This window comes from Pseudomonas aestiva, assembly GCF_039908605.1.
GTDB lineage: Bacteria > Pseudomonadota > Gammaproteobacteria > Pseudomonadales > Pseudomonadaceae > Chryseomonas > Chryseomonas aestiva.
The window spans coordinates 4,785,103-4,805,115 of sequence record NZ_CP150916.1; the positions used below are offsets into that span (position 1 = coordinate 4,785,103).

Consider the following 20,013-nt stretch of genomic DNA (forward strand, 5'->3'; position numbering starts at 1 on the left):
CGCTAGCGCGGTGCCTGGCACCGCTCGAACAAGGTCGGACTCAGCAGGCTGGCCAGTCGCTGGGTATGCGCCAGCCGCGTTTCCGCGGTGAGGTGGTAGTTGGTGTCGAAGAACGCCTCGGTCGGGTACATGAAGGCCAGGGGTTCGCCGACATAGATCAGGCCATGCCGAGCAGCTTCCTCGGGAAGCCCCTGGTAGAAAGCCCGCTCGACGGGATCCTGGTGATAGGACTCGCGGTCGAGCATGGCCGGCGGCACGAAGACAGCGCAGCCGCCAGCGGCATGGACTTCATTGGCGAAGGCCTGCCACAGCGCCCAGCTGCCGTTGAAGGCCCCGGCCTGGGCACCGTAGTGCTGCACGGCGGAATCCCGGGCACCGGCGAAAAGCGCCTCGCTGCGCTGTTCACGGGCACTCACCAACTGATCGCCATTGGCATCCAGGTGCTGGACACCGTACAGACCGGCCACCTGAAAGCCGGCTGGCACCCCCTGGTAGCCCTGCACTACCCGCAGGAGCGGCGTTTCGGCCAACAGCCGCGCCAGGCGGAGGGGATTGAGGCCATAGGTCACGGGATGACTCAACCAATACTCGAGAAAGACTTGATTGACCTCGAATCTGTCGTGGTACAGCGGATACTCCAGCGGCAGCAGCACCCAATCCCCTGGCTTGACGGCCTGGCGTGCATAGATCAACAGGTAGGGGCTAAGAATGCCGGCGTTCACGCCCAGATTGATCACCGGCCGCCCCAGGGCTTGGGCCAGGGTAGGCGAATGGATGCCGAACATGGCGCCGGAGCCGGCCACGACGACCACCTTGGGCTGCTTGATGGCCTCGGCCTGGGCCAGCTTCTGCCCATAGGCGCCCTCCACCCAGAGGTTGTTGACGAAGGGCTTGCCCAGTTGCCCGGCAACCAGAGCGATCCAGCCCAGTGCAAATAGACAGGCTCCCACCAAGAGTCCAGTTAAAAAGCGTCCTGACTTTGAGCGCATGGGGACCTAGAAATTGAAGTAGAGGAACGCCCGATCCGGACGGGCCAACATGGCTTTCATGACCAGCAGCGCAAGCACGGCGGTCAAAACGCCACGCCAGAAAGGCGAAAGGCGCAGCACCAGCTTCAGGCTATAGGGCAGCCAGGCGCACAGCGCCAGCAGCAGCGGAACCGCCAGCCAGAGTCCCTGTTGCAGGTGCAACGTGGCCACTTCCTGCAGCAGCGTATTGACGCCTGGTAGCGCAGGAGCCTGCCAATGGCCCAGCTCGCCGAACAGGCGCAGGGCGTGGCCGAGATCGACCGCGCGGAAGGGGATCCAGGCCAGCATCACCACCAGCAGCGTCAGCGCCCAGGCCAGCGGTGCGGGCAGCCGCCAGGAAGACAGGCGCAGCCAGCCGTGGTTGAGGCAGAGCAAGGCGCCGTGGATGCCGCCCCAGAGCACGAATTGCCAACCGGCGCCGTGCCAGAGGCCACCCAGCAGCATGGTGATAAGCAGGTTGCCGTACTGGCGGAAGGCACCGTGACGGCTGCCGCCCAGGGGGATGTAGAGATAGTCACGCAGAAAGCGGGACAGCGAGATGTGCCACCGGCGCCAGAAGTCGACGATGGACAGGCTGCGGTAGGGCGAGCGGAAGTTGATCGGCAGTCGGATACCGAACACCAGGCCCAGGCCGATCGCCATGTCCGCATAGCCGGAGAAATCGAAATAGAGCTGCAGGCCGTAGCCGAAGGCGGCAAGCAACACCTGGGGCGCGCTCAGGGATTCCTGCAGATAGAGCGCATCGACGCCCGGCGCCAGGCTGTCGGCCACCAGCACCTTCTTGGCCAGGCCGAAGACGAACAGGGTAAAACCCAGCTTCCAGGCCCAGGGACGTTCCGCGAAGCCCCGTTCGATCTGCGGAATCAGGCTGCTGGGGCGGCAGATGGGGCCAGCGATCAGGTGCGGAAAAAAACTCACGCACAGCAGAAACGCCCGGAAGTCGCCTGGTCGCTGCAGTCGGCCGCGATAGAGATCGACCTGCCAGGCAATCTGCTGAAAGGTATAGAAGGAAATGGCCAGCGGCAGGATGAACTGGCCGGGCAGGCCGACACCGAACATGCCGGCGAAGAAGCCCAGGTATTTGTAGTAGCCCAGGAGCCCCAGGTTGAACACCAGGGCCGCCGTCAGCCAGCCCTTGCTGCGCAGCCGCCATACCCGCAGGCCCAGGGCGTAATTCACGCCCATGGACAACCAGAGCAGCAGCAGAAAGCGCCAGTCCCAGACCGCGTAGAACACCCAGGACGCCAGGCTCAGTAAGACCGCGGTGGTCGCCCAGTCGGCGCGCTTGCGCAGCACCCAGAAGCCTAGCAGGGTCAGCGGCAGAAACAGCAGCAGGAAGGGAAAGGAGCTGAAGATCATCGGCAAAAAATACGCTGGATCACTGGAAATGACTGCCGCAAAGCGACGGCCGCTGGATCTTTCGGCCGGCACTCTAGCACGAAGCCCATGCCTCGCAGGCGCAAGGCCGCTTGGTGCCCATGCTAGAATTCCGCCCTTTTGCAGGCCGCTCCCCGCCCATGCGTATCCTCCACGTATTCAAGACCTACCTCCCCGATACCCATGGCGGTATCGAGCAGGTGATACGCCAGATGTGCGGCGCGACGCGCACGCTGGGGGTGAGCAATCGGATCCTGACCCTGAGCGAACAGCCCTCCCCTGAATGCATCGAGGTCGAGGGCATTCCGGTGCAGCGGGTGCGCCAGGACGCCAATATCGCCTCTACCGGTCTGTCCCGCGCGGCCTTCGGCGCCTTCGCCCGGGCGGCGCGCGACAGCGACGTCATCCACTATCACTTCCCCTGGCCGTTCATGGACGTGCTGCAACTGGCGGTGCGGCCGGGCAAGCCCTATGTGGTCAGCTACCACTCGGATATCGTTAAGCAACGCCATCTGCTGCAACTCTATCGCCCCCTGCAGCGCCATTTCCTGAGTCGCGCCAGCCGGATCATCGTGGCCACCGAGCCCTATAGACGCAGCAGCCCGGAGTTGCGCGGCCTGGAGGCGCACACCGAGGTCATTCCCTACGGTCTCGACGAAGCCAGCTATCCGGCGCCGTCCCAGCCTTGCCTCGCACAGTGGCGCCAGCGCCTGGGCCCGCGTTTTCTGCTCTTCGTCGGCGTACTGCGCTACTACAAGGGTCTGCACCTGCTGCTCGACGCCCTGGCCGGCCTGGACCTGCCGCTGGCCATCGTAGGTGACGGACCGGAACGGGCCGCGCTGGAAGCCCAGGCCCACCGCCTGGGCCTACGCAACTGCCACTTCCTCGGTCGCCTGCCGGAAGAAGACGTGGCGGCGCTCTACCGCCTCGCCGAGACCTTTGTCTTTCCGTCGCACCTGCGTTCGGAAGCCTTCGGCATGGCCCTGCTGGAGGCGGCCATGTACGGCAAGCCGCTGATCAGCTGCGCCATCGGCTCGGGCATGAGCGAGATCAACCGGCACGAGCAGACCGGTCTCGACGTGGCACCCACCTTCGCCGCGATCCGGGAAGCCCTGCTGCGGCTCTGGCAGGCGCCCGAGGAGCGGGCGCGTTTCGGCTCCGCCGCCCGCGCCCATTTCGAGCGGCACTTCCAGGCGGATCAACTGGGTGAGCGGCTGTATGCCGTCTATCGCCAGCTGGCGCCTGGCGCCGCCGGCTAGCGGGGCGCCAGGCGAGCGAAGCGCCCCTTAGCGGCTTTCGACAGCCTCACGCCCAGGCGCGCCCAAGAGCGCCCCTCCGGCGTTCATCCCCTGATCGGCCGCTTGCTTGATCTGCAGATTTTCCAGGCCCATGCCCAGTACCCGGCCGTCGGTGCTCAGGCCCGCCTCACGCGGCGAGATAGCATCGGGCATTTCGATCGTAAGCGTGGTAGTTCCTTGGTTATCAATAACCGGCCAGGAGAGGAATACCTCGCCATTCTGTTGCGCCTGAACCTCTTTGATCGTCTGGCCGTCGGCTTTAAAGATCAGCCGCTGGGTCGGTACCTCGGGAGTGAGAAAAACCCGATAGCGCAATGTCACCTGAGTGTTGGTGCCTTCATTGTGCACCAGCAAGGTGGCCACTCGCCCATCGTTCCAGACGCCAAAGTCCTCACGTGTCGACCAGCCGCTGATTAACAAGTAATCAGCCCTAGGTGAGCCCGTCTTCGCCAGCTGTGTACAGCCCTGGCACCCCTGCAGACCGTGCGCCAGGACGTTCAGGCCGTCAATCTTGAACAGCTGGTCATTAGCCTTGAGCTGGACAAAGTCCAAGACGTCATTCTTCAGGACGTACACCGTGTCGTCGTCATAGCGCGCGGACGACAAGGCTTGCAGCGTCTTGAGGTTCAGACTGTCCTGCTTGCTCTTGCTCGGACGGGCCAGCATTGCGGAATCAGTTACCAGTCCCTGCCGACTCGCGACAAAGGCCAGGGCCAAGCGGTCATCCGCATCGTTGGTGAAGGGCACATAGCGCAGCTTGGCGTAATGACCGAGCTCGTTGCTCCAGAAATCGCTGCGCAGCGCGGCGGTAACATCCGGCGAATTGAAGAAGTAGAAGTTCTCGTGCTTGAAGCCCTTGCTGATATCGCCGGCTTGAACGACCAAGGCTACTGCCAGAACCGCCAGGGCGACCGATCTGGCACGGTACCTGACCGTCAGATAGACCAGGCCGATCACTGCCAGATAGGTAAGCGGCCAATAGAAGCGCGACGAGCCGCGGAAGGTGGACAAGGCATCCAGCAGTTTGCCGGGCAGCGGCACGATCAGGTGGTGATCGAACAACTGGATGTTATTGGTGGTGGCAATCAGAAAAAAAGTGACGCCGGCAATCAGCAGACTGAGCGAAGTAGCGGTGATGGTAAAACGTCCGAAGCTGCGATAGACACTCTTGAGATTGAGCAACACCAGCAAGAGAACGCCTGCCCCCCAGTAGTTGACGGTTTCGAAGTTGCCTAGTCCGAGATAGACATGATCGAACACATAGGACCAGCCGTCCGCAACCAGCGGTGACAAGAGATTCGAATTGTAGGTGCCATAACCACCGGCCACGGATACGTCATCGACGGTGAAATAACCGGTGGTATACATCAGCACATAGGCGCCGATCGCTGCGGCCAGGGCTTCCAGCAATGCGGGTCCATAGGCGGTTACCCTGGTCACGATACGGGCGAAGAGATTCGCGCCCCAGAGGATCATCACGATCATCGCCAGGTAGAAGTGCGTGAGGCAGGCAACCGCGATGAGCAGGCACCACTGCACGGCCAGATGACGCCGGTCGCGCAGCAGACAGAGATAGATAGCGAACAGGATCAGGAAATGACCCATCAGGTTGATATGGCCGATCCGATGGATCCACGCGGGATTAAAGAGCACCAGGGCTGCAGCCAAAGACCTGATCAAATAGCTGTCGGAATAAAGCCCGACGATCTTCCAGGTGGCGACCGCACTAAGGATGCAACAGGCCAACAACCAGAGACCGAAATACTGGAAACCCGCCGGCAGCAGCGGTGACAGCAGTTTGAACACCAGGGCCAGCAGCGGATTGGAGTCGGAAAAGACGATCGAGCTGCTGACTTCCAGACCGTAATAGGGATTCAACCCTACGACAGGAAAGGTCCAGGGTGCCTTGCGGAAGAAGTCCCAGCCTAGATAAGCCTGCAGGATATCGCCATGGCTCAACCACTCGATATGGGTCGGGTTGAGCATGTTCACATCGAAGACGACAGCAAAGAAGATCACGCCGATCAGTATCGGAATGCCATAACTCGCTGCCCGTAGTTGCCTGTTCACTTATCCATTGCCCTTATTGCTCTACGTTGTGCCTTGAGATTTTGCCGGATAGAGCTTTCAGCTTTCTCCAGGAGGCATTCGCAGAATGCCGGTCTGACGGGTAGCCGTGAATGATCCCTGAATACGAGGTATGGGGATACCGAGGCAATCACACGGGTAGCGCCTGTCCGACGCTATTGGCCACCAGCGTTCTGTTATAGCGAGGGAAGTTGCAGAGGGCTCGCCCGGCACCGGAAAGACCCGGTACCTGGCGCGTGGCTATTTGAGCAGCAGGAACATGCCGCCAATGATCGCCAGCAGACCCAGACTCTTGGTCAGGGTGATCGGCTCGGCAAAGAACAGATAGCCGACCATGTAGACCAGGATGAAGGTGCAGGCCGCCATGAAGGGCGCCACCACCGACAGCTCATTGACCGCATAGATGCGTACGGTCAGGACGAAGCTGAGTCCATAGAGCCCCACTGCCAGGATCAGCATGGGGTTGAACACCTGCTGGATCAGCGACGCCGGAACACCGCCGCGACCCGCCAGCTTGATGGAGAACTGCGCGCCGACGTTCAGCAGCACCGCCAGCGCGATCAGATAGGCCGCCTTCATGGCTCGCGGCGCCGTTGCGGCTTCTGGATATAGATCGGCCGGGCCTTGATCTCGTGATAGATCTTGCTGACGTAGTGACCCATGATCCCCAGGCTGGTCATGATCGAGCCGCCCATCAGCACCAGCAGCACATTGACCGTGGTGAAGCCACCCTCGGCGGTGCCGGTGAATTTCTGCCAGAGAGTCACCAGCAGCAGCAGGAAGCCGATGCCCAGGGTCAGGCAACCCAGCCAGGTGACGATCAGCAGGGGGGCGGTGGAAAAGGCGGTGACGTTGTTGATGGCGTAGCGCAGCAGGCTGAGCTTGTTCCAGCGGCTGCCTTCACCCGCGCGCGGGGCGACCTCGAAACCGATGGCGGTGCCTTCCATGCCCAGCCAGTTGATCAGGCCGCGGAAGAAGCGATAGCGCTCGGGCAGCTTCAGATAGAGGTCGATGACTTCGCGATCGATCAGTTTGAAGTCCGAATGGCCTTCGATGTCGAAGCCGGACAGCTTGCGATAGAGCCGATAGAAACTACGCGCCAGCCAGGCATCCAGGGAAGAGGCGTCGTTGCGCTTGTGCTTGACCGCCTCGACGGCCAGGGCGCCATTGCGCCAGGCTTCCACCATCTGCGGGATCAGTTGGGGGGGATGCTGCAGGTCGGCGTCCAGCACCACGGCAGCCGCGCCGCGGGCATTGTCCAGGCCGGCGTAGATCGCCGCTTCCTTGCCGAAGTTGCGGGTGAAGGCCACCAGGCGGACACGCGGGTCCATGGCGGCCAACTCTTCGACCTGAGCGGCGCTGTCGTCCTTGGAGCCGTCATCCACCACGACGAGCTCGAGTTCGTGACCACAGGGTTCGGCGGCGGCCAGGATCTGCCGGAGATTGGCGATGAGCTGACGACCTTCGTTGTAGGCGGGCACTACCAGACTGATGAGCACAGAATTTCCTATATGAGCGAGGCCTGGTGATAGCCGTGAACACCGCTATCACCTGAGCGAGACATGGGCTGTCTCGGCCGATCCGGCCGGTGATTATCCAGAAAAGGCGACCTCAGGAAAACCGCTTACCCAAGGCGGCGCCGAGCGGGTCAAAGGCCTGTGACCTGGCAGACAGTGCCGATGGACTCCTGGCGACACCACTGCGCATAGTGCCCCTGCATCGCCCGCTCGATACGTTCGCGGGGATAGTCCGGACTGTTCGCGCCAAAGACGAACAGTTCGCCCGGCGTGCGCGGCTGGTCCAGTACCTGGGTGCGCTCCGCGCAATGGCCCACGATCCGGGCCAGGAAACCCGTGTTGAGCGGCTTGCCATGCAGTGCCGTGAAGTACTGCAGGAACAGCGCATCCACGGCCGAGCCACCGCAGCCGTAGTTGGGCAGCAGATAGACCTGTTTCGCCTGGCTGACCCGGCGATCCCACTCGGTCCGGTCGTGGCTGAAATAGGGACTACGCCCGGCAGCCTCGGCCAGATAGGCGCGGTGATGACACATGTCGACATACTGCACGGCGATCAGCACCAGCAGGGCCAGGCGATAGACCGGATTGACCCGCGTCAGGAAATAGCCGATCGCCGCCATCAGCAGAATGTAGCCTACCGGCCAGAAGAACCGGCCGGAACCGCGGAAGATCTTGGTCAGGGGCTCGATGAAGCTTGGCAACGGATACTCGAGCACCACCAGGTTGCTCAGATAGATCCGGTTGGACAGGGCATAGATCGTCAGGCCCACGCAGAGCGCCACCAGCACCCAGTGGTGGCGGCAGCGCGCCAACAGCCAGCGTGGCGAACGCAGCACCATGAACAGCAGCATGCCCAGCAGGGCGACGCCCAGGTAGTTGTGGCCATCGATCTGCATGCCCGTGGCGTCGAGCACCAGGCCCTTCGACGGCAGGAACAGACTCGGCGCCAGCTGGGTACCCAGCAGCGGTGACAGCAGATTCATCGAGGATTCGATGTAGCCGGTTTCCGACGGCGGCAGGCCACTGGCGACATCGAAATACCCCAGGACGTAAAACTCGAGCGCCAGCAGCGGCAAGGGTGCGAGCAGCGCGGCCGCGACCCGGAGCGAGGACAGCTCGCCACGCACACCCACAGCCAGCCAGACCGCCGCATAGAAGGCGAAGACCATGGCCAGCAGATAGGGATGGATGCTACCCGCCAACAGCAGCAGGCCCAGGCTGCCGACGAACAGGCAACGAGGTGCCAGGGTCCGCTGGTCCCAGCGCAGATAGAGACCCAGCATGAAGATGAGCAGGAACTGGGCATGCAGCGCGGCGTGGGGAATACGGATCAGCAGCGACGGCATCATCAGGGCGAACAGGCAGCCCGCCAGCAGGGCCACGGGCGTATGACCGCGATAGACGGCGGCCACATAGGCGCCTGCCACGCCTTGCAGCACATAGCACCCCAGGATCCAGACACCCAGGTAATGGGCATCCGCGGGCAACAGGCCACTGATCAGCTTGAAGGGGATGGCCGCCAGGGGAATGATGTCGGCATAGGCGGCCGAGGCCCCCTCCGGCGCATTGAGCAGCGCCGTGTGCAGCAGTGGAAAACGCCACTGATCGTGGACGAAGGCCCAGATCCCGGTGATGTGCTGGGTCGGGTCGGTGCGCGTATCGAAGAAGAACCCCGAATGACCGGTGAGAAAATCCAGCGGAAAGAGGCGCGCCACATAGAGCACGCCCAGCAACAGGGCCAGCCCATAGTAGAGGGCACGACCCAGGGGCCGGTCGAGAACGGCCAGGCGGCCGGCAACAGCGGTCATGAAAGCTCCTGAGCCCTTGAACGATCGCCAACGGCTTGCTGAGCCAGGGCGCGGAACAGCCCGTCGATACGGGTGGAAATGGCTGGCCAGGCGTGACTGCGCAGCCATTCACCCTGCCGCGCCGGTCGCTGGGCGGCCAGATGCTCGCGCAGTCCCGCGGCGATGGCCTGGGCATCGGTGCCGGGCAGCCGGTAGACCGCCTCGTCGACGTCCTCGAAGATGTCCAGCGGCGTGCAGAGCACTGGCTTGCCGGCCAGCAGGCCCCAGCGCACCGCGGCGCTGGAAGATTCCTGGGTGTGCTGGTAGGGAAAGACCACCACCTCGGCCAGGCTCAGCCAGGCCAGGGATTCGCGATCGTCCAGGAAGCGGTCGATCAGTTGCGCACGGCCTTCCAGGCCCAGCGCCGCGATCCGCTGGCGGCATTCCTCGGCCAGGGCCGCGCTTTCCGGTACCGGGTACTGGGCGTTGACCAGCAGCAGGTAGAGGGCGTCGTCCTCGGCGGCGACCTCGGCGAAGGCCTCGATCAACTGCAGGATGCCCTTGGGCGGCAGCAAGAAGCCGTAACTGGCCACGATGCGCCGTCCGGCCAGGCCCTGGGCCTCGTCCGGCAGTTCCAGCGCCTGGGGCGGCGGCATCACCCCGTGGGGGAACAGCATCAGGTTGTCGGCCAGGCCGAAGTCCTTGAGGCGATTGAGGTCGTGACTGCTGTGCACCAGCAGGCGACTGCTCTGGCGCAGCGCCAGGCGCAGTTGCCGCAAGCTACGGTGATCGCCCGGCCGGTCGAGATCGGCGGTGGAATGGAAGGTGACCAGGGTGCGGATACCGCGCCGATGCACCTCGTGCAGGAAGCGGGCGAAGGGCACCAGGCCGAAGAAGCCGAAGTTGAACTGGATCAGCAGGATGTCCACCGGCTGACGATCGAGGGCCTGCAGCAGATCGTCGAGCGAATCCTGGCCGCCCTGATCCCAGACCCGCTGGATCTCCTGGCCTTCCGGATTGATCAGGGCGACGTGGCGGTTGGCGAACACCTGGGTGGCCGCCAGGGGGCCGGCGATCAGTTGCTGGCTGTAGCCGGCGATACCGCAGGCGCTGTTCCAGGTGGTGACGGTGCCGACCCGGGGCTGCGGCTTACAGGGCGGCAACGCCCGGACCCGGGCGATGGCGGCCTGGGTGCGGCGGGCAACCTGTTCCCAGGTGTAGTCCCGGCGAATCAAGCGGTCGGCCCGCAGCAGGCGCGAGCGCACCAGGGCCTGCCAGCGGCCTTCGCGGCGCGCGGCGGCGAAGTCGGCCAACAGCCGCGCCAGGTGGTCGGTATCCGGCTCGGCCCACAGCGAGCCGCTCAGCTGCATGTGGCTCTGGGCGCGGGTAAAGCGGTAATCGATGAGCCAGCTGGTCTCGGGCGTACAGAAATCCGTCTGGCCGCCATAGCCGGTGGTGACCACGGCGCACTCGTGCAGCATGGCCTCGGCCAGGGGCAGGCCGAAGCCTTCGCCGCGACTGGGCGCCACCAGCACATCGGCCCAGACGTAGAGGGCGCGTATCGCCGCCTCGGGCAGATCGAGATTGAACAGCTCGACCGCCGGCGCCGCGGGGTGCCGCGCGCGCCAGGCCGCCAGCTCGGCGGCGATATCGTGATGGGGGTTGGGAAAGGTCTTGATGACCAGCACCACGTCATCCGCCGCCGTGAAGGCACGGGCATAGGCGTCGAGCAGGACGTCGACGCCCTTGCGCGGAAAGCAGGACGAGATGTGCAGCAATTTCAGCGTCGTGGCACTGCCAGGCAGCGTGCGGCCGAGCAGCGCCGGCTCCGCCGGGGTGCGCAGGATATGATCAGCGCCCAGGCCGACGGTCACCACCGGCACGTCGACGCCGTTGTCCTCCAGCACCCGGGTCACATAGGACGACATGCTGGTGACCAGCTGCAGATAGCGATTGAAGCCGGCCACGGCCTCCACCGGCAGCAGGGATTCCTCCCAGCCATAGCAGGACAGCACCCGGACATCGCCTGCCATGTCGCTCACCCGTGGCGGATAGAGCAGGCGCAACACGGCAGCTGCCGGCTCCTCAGCACGGGCATGGGCCGCGGCGCTGGCAGGGTCGGCGTCGAGAAACTCCGGGGACACGGGAATCGGGCCGGGCCCCTCGGTCGCTCGCAGCGCCACCGAGGCGTCGATGGCGGCGAAGCCCCGGGCCAGTTCGCGGTTGACCACTGCCAGGCTATAGCTGCTGTCGAACGGACCTTCCAGGCGTACCTCGACGCGCGTCTGCCGGGGCTGCGGCAGCCGGATCCCGTCCGCCAGCAACTCATCCGCCAGCCAGGCGTAGAAGCCTTCCGCCGTCCAGCGACGCGCCTGGTCTACCGCCCGACGCTGCACCCCGTAGCGCAGCGCCGGATTGTCCATCAGGCGTTGCAGGACTTCCGCCGTGTACGCAGGCGCGGTGGCCGCCAGCGGCCAATAGCCGTCGCCGAGGATTTCGCGCCCTGCCCCGCTATGGGCATTGCCCACTAGCAGAATGCCCAGCGCCAGCAGGCGCAGCAGCCAGGCCGGATCGGGCATGGGCTCCAGGCTGAACGCCAGATCCACCGCGGGCAGCGGCTCCTCGGCGCGCAGCACGGTCAGTTCCACCCGCTCCATGGTGGCCATGCCAGCCAGAAAGTCGGCGCGCGGCGCCGGCTGCTCATCGCCGTAGACGCACAGCCGCCAGGGGGCTCCGGGCAACTGAGCCAGCTGCAGCAGTCCGCCGACTGCTTCCGCGTGCTGCAGCTCCAGCGCGTGCACGAGCACGGTGAAGGGACGGGGACGATCCAGATCCAGGGGCACCGGAACCGGCGGCACCTGCCACTGCAGTTGCTCGACCCGGCGGACCGGCACGGTCACATCGCGGGCATAGAGGGCTTCCAGTACGCCCGGCTCGCCACTCAGGACGCCACGAATGGCGGGCTGCCGGTCGATCACCTCGGCGAGGCCAACGGCCTCCACCTGGGTACCCGGCAACACCAGGATCCGCCCCTGGCACCGCGCTAGGCGACGTGTCTGGGCGGACTGCAGCTGGCCGTGGACCAGCAGCAGTTCGTCCGCGCCGGCGCCGGCATAATCGTCGAGCGGACGTATGTCGGCAGGTCCCTCCGCCGGTGGCTCGTCGGTAAAAATGTCCGCCGACAGACCGGCCCGGCGAGCGACGTCACGCAGGCCGAGCAGATAGGTCCAGCCATAGGGTCCGGTCAGGGGCCCCAGGACCCACTGGTGAAAGGTGGCGAGGGTCTGGGTCATGCCGTTTCGGCTCTGAAGGCCGACACCGCATAGTGTTGCCAGGTCAGGGGCTCGGCCTGCTGGCCCTCCAGCAACAACTCGGCTTCCAGCGGTCGCTGAATGGCCACCTGGGCGAAGCCCTTGTGCTGGCAGAGAAACTCCAGCAGCGGCGCCGGCAACGGCCGCTGCCGCGCCGGATCGAGCCAGAAGGCGCAGGCGCTGGAAGCCTGGGCCGGATCGAGCGCCTGCAACAGCAGCAGGCCACCCGGGACCAAGACCCGGAGCGCCTCGTCGAGCAGGGTGGAGAGCTGCGCCATGTCCAGTCGATCCGCCAGCTCGAAGGCGCACAGCGCCCCGACGCTGGCCGCCGGCTGTTCGCTCAGCCAGCGCAGGGCCTCGCCCTGAACGACCGGCAGACCCTGGGCCACGGCCTGGGCGACCACCTCGGCATCGGCCTCCACACCGAGACCTTTGACGCCCTGGGGCAGGCTCGCCAGCCACTGACCGGCGCCACAGCCGAGCTGGACCAGGGGCAGGCCCTGGCGCACGGGCAGGCATTCCTCGACCAGCGGCAGATAGAAGCCGAGCAGGCCACGCAGGGCCTGCTCGTCCAGGGCGAAATGCTCACGCAGGGTGCGTTCCAGGGCCAGCGGTACGCCGAGCGCGGCGCTTTGCGGCGCCAGCGGCAGGGCCGGTGCGGCTTCGAGCAGATTCAGGCGCATCCGCAGCTCCTGCTCGCCACGATCCAACTGCTTCTGGGCCTGGGCCAGCTGCGCCTCGACTTGGGCCAATTGGTGCTCCAGCTCGCCCAGGCGTGGCTCGGGCGCCTGATCCTGCAGCACCTGCCAGCGCTGCTGATGCCACTCCAGCAGGTTGCTCTGCTGCTGCAGCAGGATCGCCTGCAAGGCCAGCTGGTTCTGCCAGCGGTAGTAGCGGGCATTGTCGCGCTGCTGCCGCCCCGGCAGGCCGGCCACCTCCAGCATCAGGCTCAGCAGTCGCCCGATCACCGGCACCCGGCGCAGCTTGCGCTTGAGCAGCGCACGGCGCAGTCCCGGCGCGGCGGCGCCATGGCGCTGCCCTTCCGGGCTGAGATGGATGGCCGCCAGCAGATCGAAACGATCCTCGCCGCCGCGCAGGCGGGTCAGGTAGTGGGACAGCCGCTCCGGCTCGATGGGGTGCCCGGTCAGGTAGTGATAGGCCGCACGCACCAGGGCCTCGTCGTCCAGCTCCTGCAGGGCTTCCCAGGTGGGCTCGGCCGGCGCCACGGCCGGCTGCAGCGCCTGGGTGCGCTGGCGAATGTCGGCGATCAGGTTGGCAAGGTGATCGTCGAGACGGGAAAGATCCAGGTCGGGGCCAGGGGTAGACATCGCGGGGCGCTCGGTCGGACAGGAGGGAGACGATGGCCAGGCCATCGCGAGAAGACGGCAAGGATACCCGCTCGGGCGCTCTGGATGAATGTCTCCGCCCGTTCCCAGCGCCGACACCTCGTCGGCGCCCTGGCGATCGGGGGTCAAGAAAAGCGGGGCTTGGCCGAATCAGCGAGGAGAGACGAATCGATTGAGCCCTGGCACAGGATTTGAAACTGGGCAGGTAAGCGTCAAGAAAGCGCCAAATCTTGGCTGAGGACAGTCGCCAGAATTTTGTAGTTGGCAGGCCGGGCAGGAGCCCGGCGGCAGCACCTATCCCGGTACCCTCATGACCCTTCGCAAAACCCTGGCCGCCCTGGGCGGCATCCTGACCCTTGGCGCCCTGCTGGGCGCTGCCGCCCCCGCGCGTGCCGTGGAGCTGGTCGGCCTCAACCTTTCCGGCGCCGGCTTCGCCAGCCAGGTGCTGCCGGGCCTGAACGAGCGCAACTACATCTTTCCGGTGGAAGCCTACTTCCAGCAGTGGAGCGCGCGCGGCGTCAAGCTGGTCCGCTTCCCGATCATCTGGGAACGCCTGCAACCCGCCCTGGGCGGCGCCTTCGATCCGACCTATGCCGGCCTGATCGATCGCACCTTCCTCTATGCGCAGAACCACGGCATCAAGATCATCCTGGATCTGCACAACTACATGAGATACCGCGGCACGGTGATCGGTACCGGCAGCGTCGGCTACAACCACTACCAGGATGTGCTGACCCGCATCGCCCAGCGCTGGAGCAGCCAGGCGTCGCTGTATGGCTACGACATCATGAACGAGCCCCACGACGCCACCGCCCAGTGGCCCGTGGCCGCCCAGTACGGCATCAACGGCGTGCGCAGCGTGGACAACGTGCGGCCGATCTTCATCGAGGGCAACGGCTGGGCCGAGGCCACCCGCTGGCCGCAGTGGAACGACTCGCTGCTCGCCCTGCGCGATCCGGCCAACAACCTGATCTTCGAAGCCCACACCTATTTCGACGGTGACGGCGGTGGCGGCAACTATGCCAACACCAGCGCCGCCGCCTATGCGGACGACTACGGCGTGCAGCGGGTTCGGCCCTTCGTGGAATGGTTGAAAAAGAACGGCAAGCGCGGCTTCATCGGCGAATTCGGCATACCGGACAGCGATACGCGCTGGAACGTGATCATGGACAACATGCTCGCCTACCTGAAGCAGAACTGCATCCCGGCCACCTACTGGGCGGCCGGCCCCGGCTGGGCCAACTACAACATGTCGGTGGAGCCGGTGAACGGCCAGACCCGTCCGCAGTGGCCGACCCTGGCCAAGTATCTGGACGGCAGCAGCTGCAGCACTTTCGGCCCTGGCGGTCAGGCGCCCAAGAGCGCGAGCCAGGCCGATCTCAATGGCATCCAGCAGCTGTACCTAGCGTACATGGGTCGCGCCTCGGATCTGGCCGGCCTGCAGTACTGGGCCAACCGCGTCGCCTCCGGCGAGATGAACGTGGGCCAGATCGCCGCCAGCTTTACCGAAAGCCCCGAATACCGCGGCCAGTACCAGGGCCTGAGCAATGCGGCGCTGGTCAGCAAGGTCTACACCAACGTCATCGGCCGCAGCGCCGAAACGGCGGGCCTCAACTACTGGGTCGGCGAGCTGAGCAATGGCAACGTCAAGCCGCAGACCCTGGTGCTGGCTATGGTGCGCGGCCTGGGCGACAGCGACAGGAGCAACTTCGACGCCCGCACCTCGGCGGCCTTCAGCAATATGAAGTGATGGAGTAAAGCGGGTCGGATTCGACTCGCCTTACTCGGCTCCTCCGCGCGCGACAGGGATGCCGACCCACCCGCCAGGCACAGACGCAAGTGGAAGCAAAGCAGCGCCTCAGAGCGGCTGAACCTTTGCTCGGGGTAGGCCTCTACCCTCCTCCCCCGGCACCTGCCGATTCAAGGAGGATCCCGCATGCAAGACGCCATCGACCGCCTGGTCACCGCCCTCGAACCCCATAGCTGCCAGGTCACCCAGCGCCCTGCCGATCGCAGCCTGCTGCTCACCGTCAAGGACAGCCAGGGCGCCAGTTCCATGACCAAGGTCATCCCCCTGACCGAGCTGAATTGCCCGGACCGCCTGGCTACCGTGATCAAGGACGTACGCCGCGACCTGGCCAATTGCGGCGGCACCCTGGACGCCGCCTGCACCTCGGACTTGCAACGCCGTGGCGCGCGGATTCGGCGGTACGGGGACTAATACCCGCAAGACTGCCCGTGGGCGCAATGCCCGCTGGCAGAACGCGGTCACGACCGAGCGGACCGCCGCGGCCAACCAGCCAACACAGCTCACTTTTCTGCAGGCAAAAGAAAAGGCCGCGCCGCGTCCGGGTTGGCCTCGAGGAGATGCAAGGAAGGTCGAGGACTCATGGGTACCTCGTTATCGGCGATAGGAAACCGGAAACTGATCAGGCGTTCAATCCGGGAACGGCGCTCACGCCAAGGTTTGCTATCCATTTAACGAATTTATTAAGAATTGGGGGCTGAGAGATTAAATTGCAATGACAGCCGACGAAGCGCTGGCTGTGTCTACCACCAAAATGTCACACCTGGCAGGCCCAGATCGCTCCAAACAAGGCGAATGATAGGGCCGCAGCCTTTTGGCAGACTCATTCTTCCAGGTAGTAGCTCTGACGTTATCTGACCCAAAACGACTAGATATGCCTCTACGATCCTTGGTAAAGGCTATCGTCGTCCTAGGCGATACCGAGCTGCTGTAATACCGGCAGGCAGTTGGCAAGGAAAGCGGTATAGCGGGAACGAAGTTCGGCCAGGTTCGCTGTTTCGTCTTGTAGAGGTATGCCATCTTTGAGCACTCGTAGGCCCTGGCTGCTCAGCGTCTTCCAAACGAAATGCTCTGGACTGTCCTCGCGCCTTGTCTGGTGATGCACCAGAAATAGCTGGTCGCAGCGACCCAGGTGATGACCACTACCGGTCACGGGTGATGCTAGGAACTGTAGCTCCTCGCCATGACGAGCCCGCTCCAATACAGCCAGGTTGAATGCCCGGGCACTAGCGGCACGGATCGATTCGCCTTCTTCTGGCAGGCAAGGCGCCAGGTGACCGGCGCCGATCAAAACGGTGATGGCTTGCTGCAGAGCGGCGAAATCCAGCTGCGTCAGGCGCGTATCCGCCGATAGTTGCTCCAGGGTACGGGGCCCGTCAGAGAGCACATCCAATATCGGGTCATACACCTGTGGCTGCAGGGTAGCCTCCCCTAGAACACCCTTCACGGTAGAGGGAATGTCGCTACGCACCAGAGTAAGCGCTACTCGGAGTGACAGCCATGCTTCGCGCACCTCGATTGACGTCAGAGCCAGCCGACCGCGAACGAAAGTATCGCGGCGAAACTGACGATTAACTAGATAATCACGCGTGGTTTCACGCAGTGCAGCCTCAGGGATCTCTGCCAGCAGGTGTTGCTGATCGACCGTAAGGTTGATCGACTCAATATGGTCAAGCGTATCTGCCGAGGCTAGAAACTCCAGCTTGGCAGCGGCAAGATCTTCTACCACCTCGGCATGGTAGAACGCCTTCCAAGTGGCATTTAGGAGTTCGTGAGCGAGATAGCTGGAATTTTCTTTCTTGAGTTTGGCGAGCTTCGGGCCAGCCGCAGGATTACTTTTGAAGTATAGCGCGCCTAACTGTTCCAGCCGCTCGGTAAAGGCCAGCGCGCCGGATAAGCGATCGACACCCTTATCATGACGGGCGTGACGATAGATCAGCTCTCGCAATGGTGCTGCCGCCGCCCACCCTGGTAGCGCATTGTATGAGATGTAAACTAAACCTCCTGGCCTTAGACGGCTGCGAAGAATATCAATCAGCGTGGCACGATGCTCAGCTGCCACCCAACTGTAGATCCCGTGCAAGGCAATTACATCAAACAGCGGTAGGTCTGTACGCTGGGCAAATTCGGCGAAGCTCGCCTCATGGAAGATTATATTGCTCAGTTCAGCTTTGGCCGCAAGCCGCTGAGCCCCCGCTATCTGTGCCGGGTTGAAGTCGACTGCATGAAAGGCAACCTGCGGATTTGCAGCGGCCAACAGATTAATGGCAAAGCCTTGGCCACATCCCAGCTCACAGAAGTGATGTACCGAGCCTTTATGGGCATCGGCCAAAAGCTGGGTCAATGCCAGGTGCGATGGAGAAAATTCGCGATAGAAGCCGTGGGTATAACCTACGTCAACCACATAGCCCGAATGCCACTCATTCATTCTGTCGCTTCCTTTTTTCAAAGCAAAAAAAACGGAGAGCCGAAGCTCTCCGTTTTCACATCACTAACGCGATTAGGCGTGGGTGAAGTTTGCAGCGGTCAGCTGAGTAGCGGTAACACCGGTCAGCTGGATCAGTGCATCGCCGCTATCAACGGTACCGGCACCAGCAGCATCAACGAAGACGTAGGTGTCGCTGCCATACTGGAAGGCAACAGCTTTTGCACTACCCAGATCGGAAGCAGCCAGCTGCACAGCCGAGGACAGCGAGGTAGCAGCGCTGATTGCGCCAATCTGAGCATTGGTCAGGGTAGCAACGCTGTTGGAGCCAGCAGCACCACCAGTGGCTACGGTGAAGTTCAGCTGGTCAGCAGACACATTGAAATCGCTGATCGAGATCAGGCCGGCTTTCAAAGCGGTGTCAGCGGCAGTCACTTGAGCAGCGGTGGAGGTGGAGGTGGTAGCGGTGTAGTTCTGGATGTTGGCAACAGCAGCGCTGAAGTTCACAACATCGTTGCCATCGCCCAGGGAGATAACCGAGGTGTGGGAAGCAGTGACGGTGCTAGCAACGGTGCCAGTGGCGCCCAGAGTAACGGTGTCATTGCCAGCACCAGCGTTCACGACCAGGTTGGCGGAGCCAGCGTTGACGGTGATGGTGTCGTTGCCAGCGCCAGCATTGATGGTCAGGTTGGCAGTGCCTACGGAACCTACGATGGTGTCGTTGCCAGCACCAGTGTCAACGCTCAGAGCAACGGCCTTGGTCGGAGCAGCGGTGTTGATGGTGTCGACGGTGACGGTATCGTTGCCCGAACCGGTGGTGACGCTGCTCAGATTGTCCAGAGCGGTAGTGTTCAGCACCAGGCCGGCGGTGGAAGAAGCACCGTCGATGGTGGTCAGAGCGCTCAGGCTGTTGGCAGCGGTAGTGGTGTCTTGAGCAACCACGGTCAGAGCAGGAGTGCCAGTGGTGGCAGAGCTGCTGACGTTTACGTGCAGGGTAGCGACTGCGTCTGCGGCAGGAGCAGTCGGAGCCTCAACCAGAGTAATGGTGGAAGCGCCAGCGATGGTGCCTTTCAGGGTCAGGTCGGTAGCTACGTTGGTGCTAGCCAGAGTAGCGGTAGCGGTGCCGTTCAGACCGTTCAGGGTAGCAGTACCAGCGCTCAGGCCCTTGAAATCAAAAGCTTGGGCACCAGTGGTAACAGTAGGAGCAACAGCAGCTTTAGCAGCAACGTTGGCAGCGCCGTAGAAGCCATTAGCAGTGTTGGAGGTGCTTGCAGCCAAGTATTGAGCCAGGGTCTGGCCACCAACTTGAGTACCAGTGTAGGTAGTAGTAACGCCATTAGCGGTACCAGCAGCACCGGCATTGGCGGTAACAGTGGCAGCGTACTGAGCTTTGGTGTCCAGCAGCAGGCGGTCGGTGCCAGTGGCGCCGTTGACCAGGGCCAGAGCCAGGTTGGAGACGCTGACGTCGGTGCTGTTGACCCAGTAGTTCAGTTCGTTGCTGGCAGCGGAGCGGCCAAACAGGTTCTGATACAGGGTATCAACGGTCTGGGCACGGGTCAGGCTGCCGTAGACGCCGGTGTACTCAGCGGACTGAGCGAAGGCAGCGCTGATGTCGGTGACGTTGGCGTTAGTCTGAGCGGTCCAGTAGGTCAGACCGGCTTGTTCGGCGGGACGGCCGAAGTAGGCCAGGTACAGTTGCTGAACTTGAGTAGTGGTAACAGCCATTTCCTTGCATCTCCTAAGATTTTGTCGAATTCGACTTCAGGCCTTCCGTCACTGGATGGCGCCCGTCGGCACCGGCCTGTCGCCTCACCCCAACTGCTGGGGCGAAGCCCCCATGATGGGTTTCGTTTCGATATCGGCTTTGTAAAGAGGTTCACATCCAGGATGTGCGTTCGTCGTACAAAGCAGCGGTATCGGCGGCAATCCTACACAGACCTTTGTGACGGGAACAAGCGTTTCTTCAGAGCCTTTCACGCTTTACTCAGACGGATTCATCGTACCGAGACCTACTGGGTCGACACTGCAT

The 20,013-nt window shown here is 63.4% G+C and carries 13 protein-coding genes; 3 read left to right on the plus strand and 10 right to left on the minus strand.

Annotation, left to right across the window (positions count from 1 at the left end; translation table 11 throughout):
• Positions 1 to 2: 2 nt before the first annotated feature.
• The gene (locus AABM56_RS22185) at positions 3 to 950 is read right to left on the minus strand and encodes a hypothetical protein (protein ID WP_347883718.1); all 948 of its coding nucleotides are present in this window, start codon (positions 948 to 950) and stop codon (positions 3 to 5) included.
• A gap of 45 nt (positions 951 to 995) precedes the next feature.
• Entirely contained in the window at positions 996 to 2,387 is a 1,392-nt protein-coding gene (locus tag AABM56_RS22190; RefSeq protein ID WP_347883719.1) for an MBOAT family O-acyltransferase, read from the minus strand.
• A gap of 158 nt (positions 2,388 to 2,545) precedes the next feature.
• Here AABM56_RS22190 and AABM56_RS22195 point away from each other — a divergent pair, with 158 nt between their 5' ends.
• Positions 2,546 to 3,664 (plus strand): glycosyltransferase, encoded by a 1,119-nt coding sequence (locus tag AABM56_RS22195; RefSeq protein WP_347883720.1) that lies wholly within the window; start codon positions 2,546 to 2,548, stop codon positions 3,662 to 3,664.
• Positions 3,665 to 3,691: 27 nt separating this feature from the next.
• Here AABM56_RS22195 and AABM56_RS22200 read toward each other — a convergent pair whose 3' ends face one another.
• From AABM56_RS22200 to AABM56_RS22225, 6 genes are all read right to left on the minus strand, one after another.
• Complete coding sequence (locus AABM56_RS22200) at positions 3,692 to 5,773, minus strand: DUF6311 domain-containing protein (RefSeq protein ID WP_347883721.1); 2,082 nt, start codon at positions 5,771 to 5,773, stop codon at positions 3,692 to 3,694.
• Between the two features lie 258 nt (positions 5,774 to 6,031).
• On the minus strand, positions 6,032 to 6,370 hold the full coding sequence (locus tag AABM56_RS22205; protein ID WP_064309143.1) for a hypothetical protein: 339 nt from the start codon (positions 6,368 to 6,370) through the stop codon (positions 6,032 to 6,034).
• Positions 6,367 to 7,290 carry a glycosyltransferase family 2 protein gene (locus AABM56_RS22210; protein WP_183632408.1) on the minus strand — a complete coding sequence of 308 codons (924 nt, stop codon included), beginning with the start codon at positions 7,288 to 7,290 and terminating at the stop codon, positions 6,367 to 6,369. The genes AABM56_RS22205 and AABM56_RS22210 overlap by 4 nt, the downstream gene beginning before the upstream one ends.
• Before the next feature lie 149 nt (positions 7,291 to 7,439).
• The gene (locus AABM56_RS22215; RefSeq protein ID WP_347883722.1) at positions 7,440 to 9,116 is read right to left on the minus strand and encodes a DUF6311 domain-containing protein; all 1,677 of its coding nucleotides are present in this window, start codon (positions 9,114 to 9,116) and stop codon (positions 7,440 to 7,442) included.
• On the minus strand, positions 9,113 to 12,388 hold the full coding sequence (locus AABM56_RS22220; protein WP_347883723.1) for a glycosyltransferase: 3,276 nt from the start codon (positions 12,386 to 12,388) through the stop codon (positions 9,113 to 9,115). Before AABM56_RS22220 ends, AABM56_RS22215 begins: the two co-directional genes overlap by 4 nt.
• Positions 12,385 to 13,734, minus strand: coding sequence for a methionine biosynthesis protein MetW (locus tag AABM56_RS22225; protein ID WP_347883724.1), 1,350 nt, complete (start codon positions 13,732 to 13,734; stop codon positions 12,385 to 12,387). Before AABM56_RS22225 ends, AABM56_RS22220 begins: the two co-directional genes overlap by 4 nt.
• Positions 13,735 to 14,062: 328 nt before the next feature.
• Here AABM56_RS22225 and AABM56_RS22230 point away from each other — a divergent pair, with 328 nt between their 5' ends.
• On the plus strand, positions 14,063 to 15,502 hold the full coding sequence (locus AABM56_RS22230; protein WP_347883725.1) for a cellulase family glycosylhydrolase: 1,440 nt from the start codon (positions 14,063 to 14,065) through the stop codon (positions 15,500 to 15,502).
• 186 nt (positions 15,503 to 15,688) lie between these two features.
• On the plus strand, positions 15,689 to 15,973 hold the full coding sequence (locus AABM56_RS22235) for a DUF3509 domain-containing protein (RefSeq protein WP_347883726.1): 285 nt from the start codon (positions 15,689 to 15,691) through the stop codon (positions 15,971 to 15,973).
• A 496-nt stretch (positions 15,974 to 16,469) separates the two neighbouring features.
• Here the strand turns inward: AABM56_RS22235 and AABM56_RS22240 are convergent, their stop codons facing one another.
• The gene (locus AABM56_RS22240; protein ID WP_347883727.1) at positions 16,470 to 17,987 is read right to left on the minus strand and encodes a class I SAM-dependent methyltransferase; all 1,518 of its coding nucleotides are present in this window, start codon (positions 17,985 to 17,987) and stop codon (positions 16,470 to 16,472) included.
• A gap of 72 nt (positions 17,988 to 18,059) precedes the next feature.
• The gene (locus AABM56_RS22245; protein WP_347883728.1) at positions 18,060 to 19,709 is read right to left on the minus strand and encodes a DUF4214 domain-containing protein; all 1,650 of its coding nucleotides are present in this window, start codon (positions 19,707 to 19,709) and stop codon (positions 18,060 to 18,062) included.
• Between the last annotated feature and the right edge of the window lie 304 nt (positions 19,710 to 20,013).

What these genes read in the sequence shown, in the direction of transcription:
- AABM56_RS22205 (WP_064309143.1), bottom strand. Translation starts at nt 6,370, where the DNA reads ATGAAGGCGGCCTATCTGATCGCGCTGGCGGTGCTGCTGAACGTCGGC.
- AABM56_RS22195 (WP_347883720.1), top strand. Translation starts at nt 2,546, where the DNA reads ATGCGTATCCTCCACGTATTCAAGACCTACCTCCCCGATACCCATGGC.
- AABM56_RS22235 (WP_347883726.1), top strand. Translation starts at nt 15,689, where the DNA reads ATGCAAGACGCCATCGACCGCCTGGTCACCGCCCTCGAACCCCATAGC.
- AABM56_RS22240 (WP_347883727.1), bottom strand. Translation starts at nt 17,987, where the DNA reads ATGAATGAGTGGCATTCGGGCTATGTGGTTGACGTAGGTTATACCCAC.
- AABM56_RS22220 (WP_347883723.1), bottom strand. Translation starts at nt 12,388, where the DNA reads ATGACCCAGACCCTCGCCACCTTTCACCAGTGGGTCCTGGGGCCCCTG.
- AABM56_RS22245 (WP_347883728.1), bottom strand. Translation starts at nt 19,709, where the DNA reads ATGGCTGTTACCACTACTCAAGTTCAGCAACTGTACCTGGCCTACTTC.
- AABM56_RS22215 (WP_347883722.1), bottom strand. Translation starts at nt 9,116, where the DNA reads ATGACCGCTGTTGCCGGCCGCCTGGCCGTTCTCGACCGGCCCCTGGGT.
- AABM56_RS22230 (WP_347883725.1), top strand. Translation starts at nt 14,063, where the DNA reads ATGACCCTTCGCAAAACCCTGGCCGCCCTGGGCGGCATCCTGACCCTT.
- AABM56_RS22190 (WP_347883719.1), bottom strand. Translation starts at nt 2,387, where the DNA reads ATGATCTTCAGCTCCTTTCCCTTCCTGCTGCTGTTTCTGCCGCTGACC.
- AABM56_RS22225 (WP_347883724.1), bottom strand. Translation starts at nt 13,734, where the DNA reads ATGTCTACCCCTGGCCCCGACCTGGATCTTTCCCGTCTCGACGATCAC.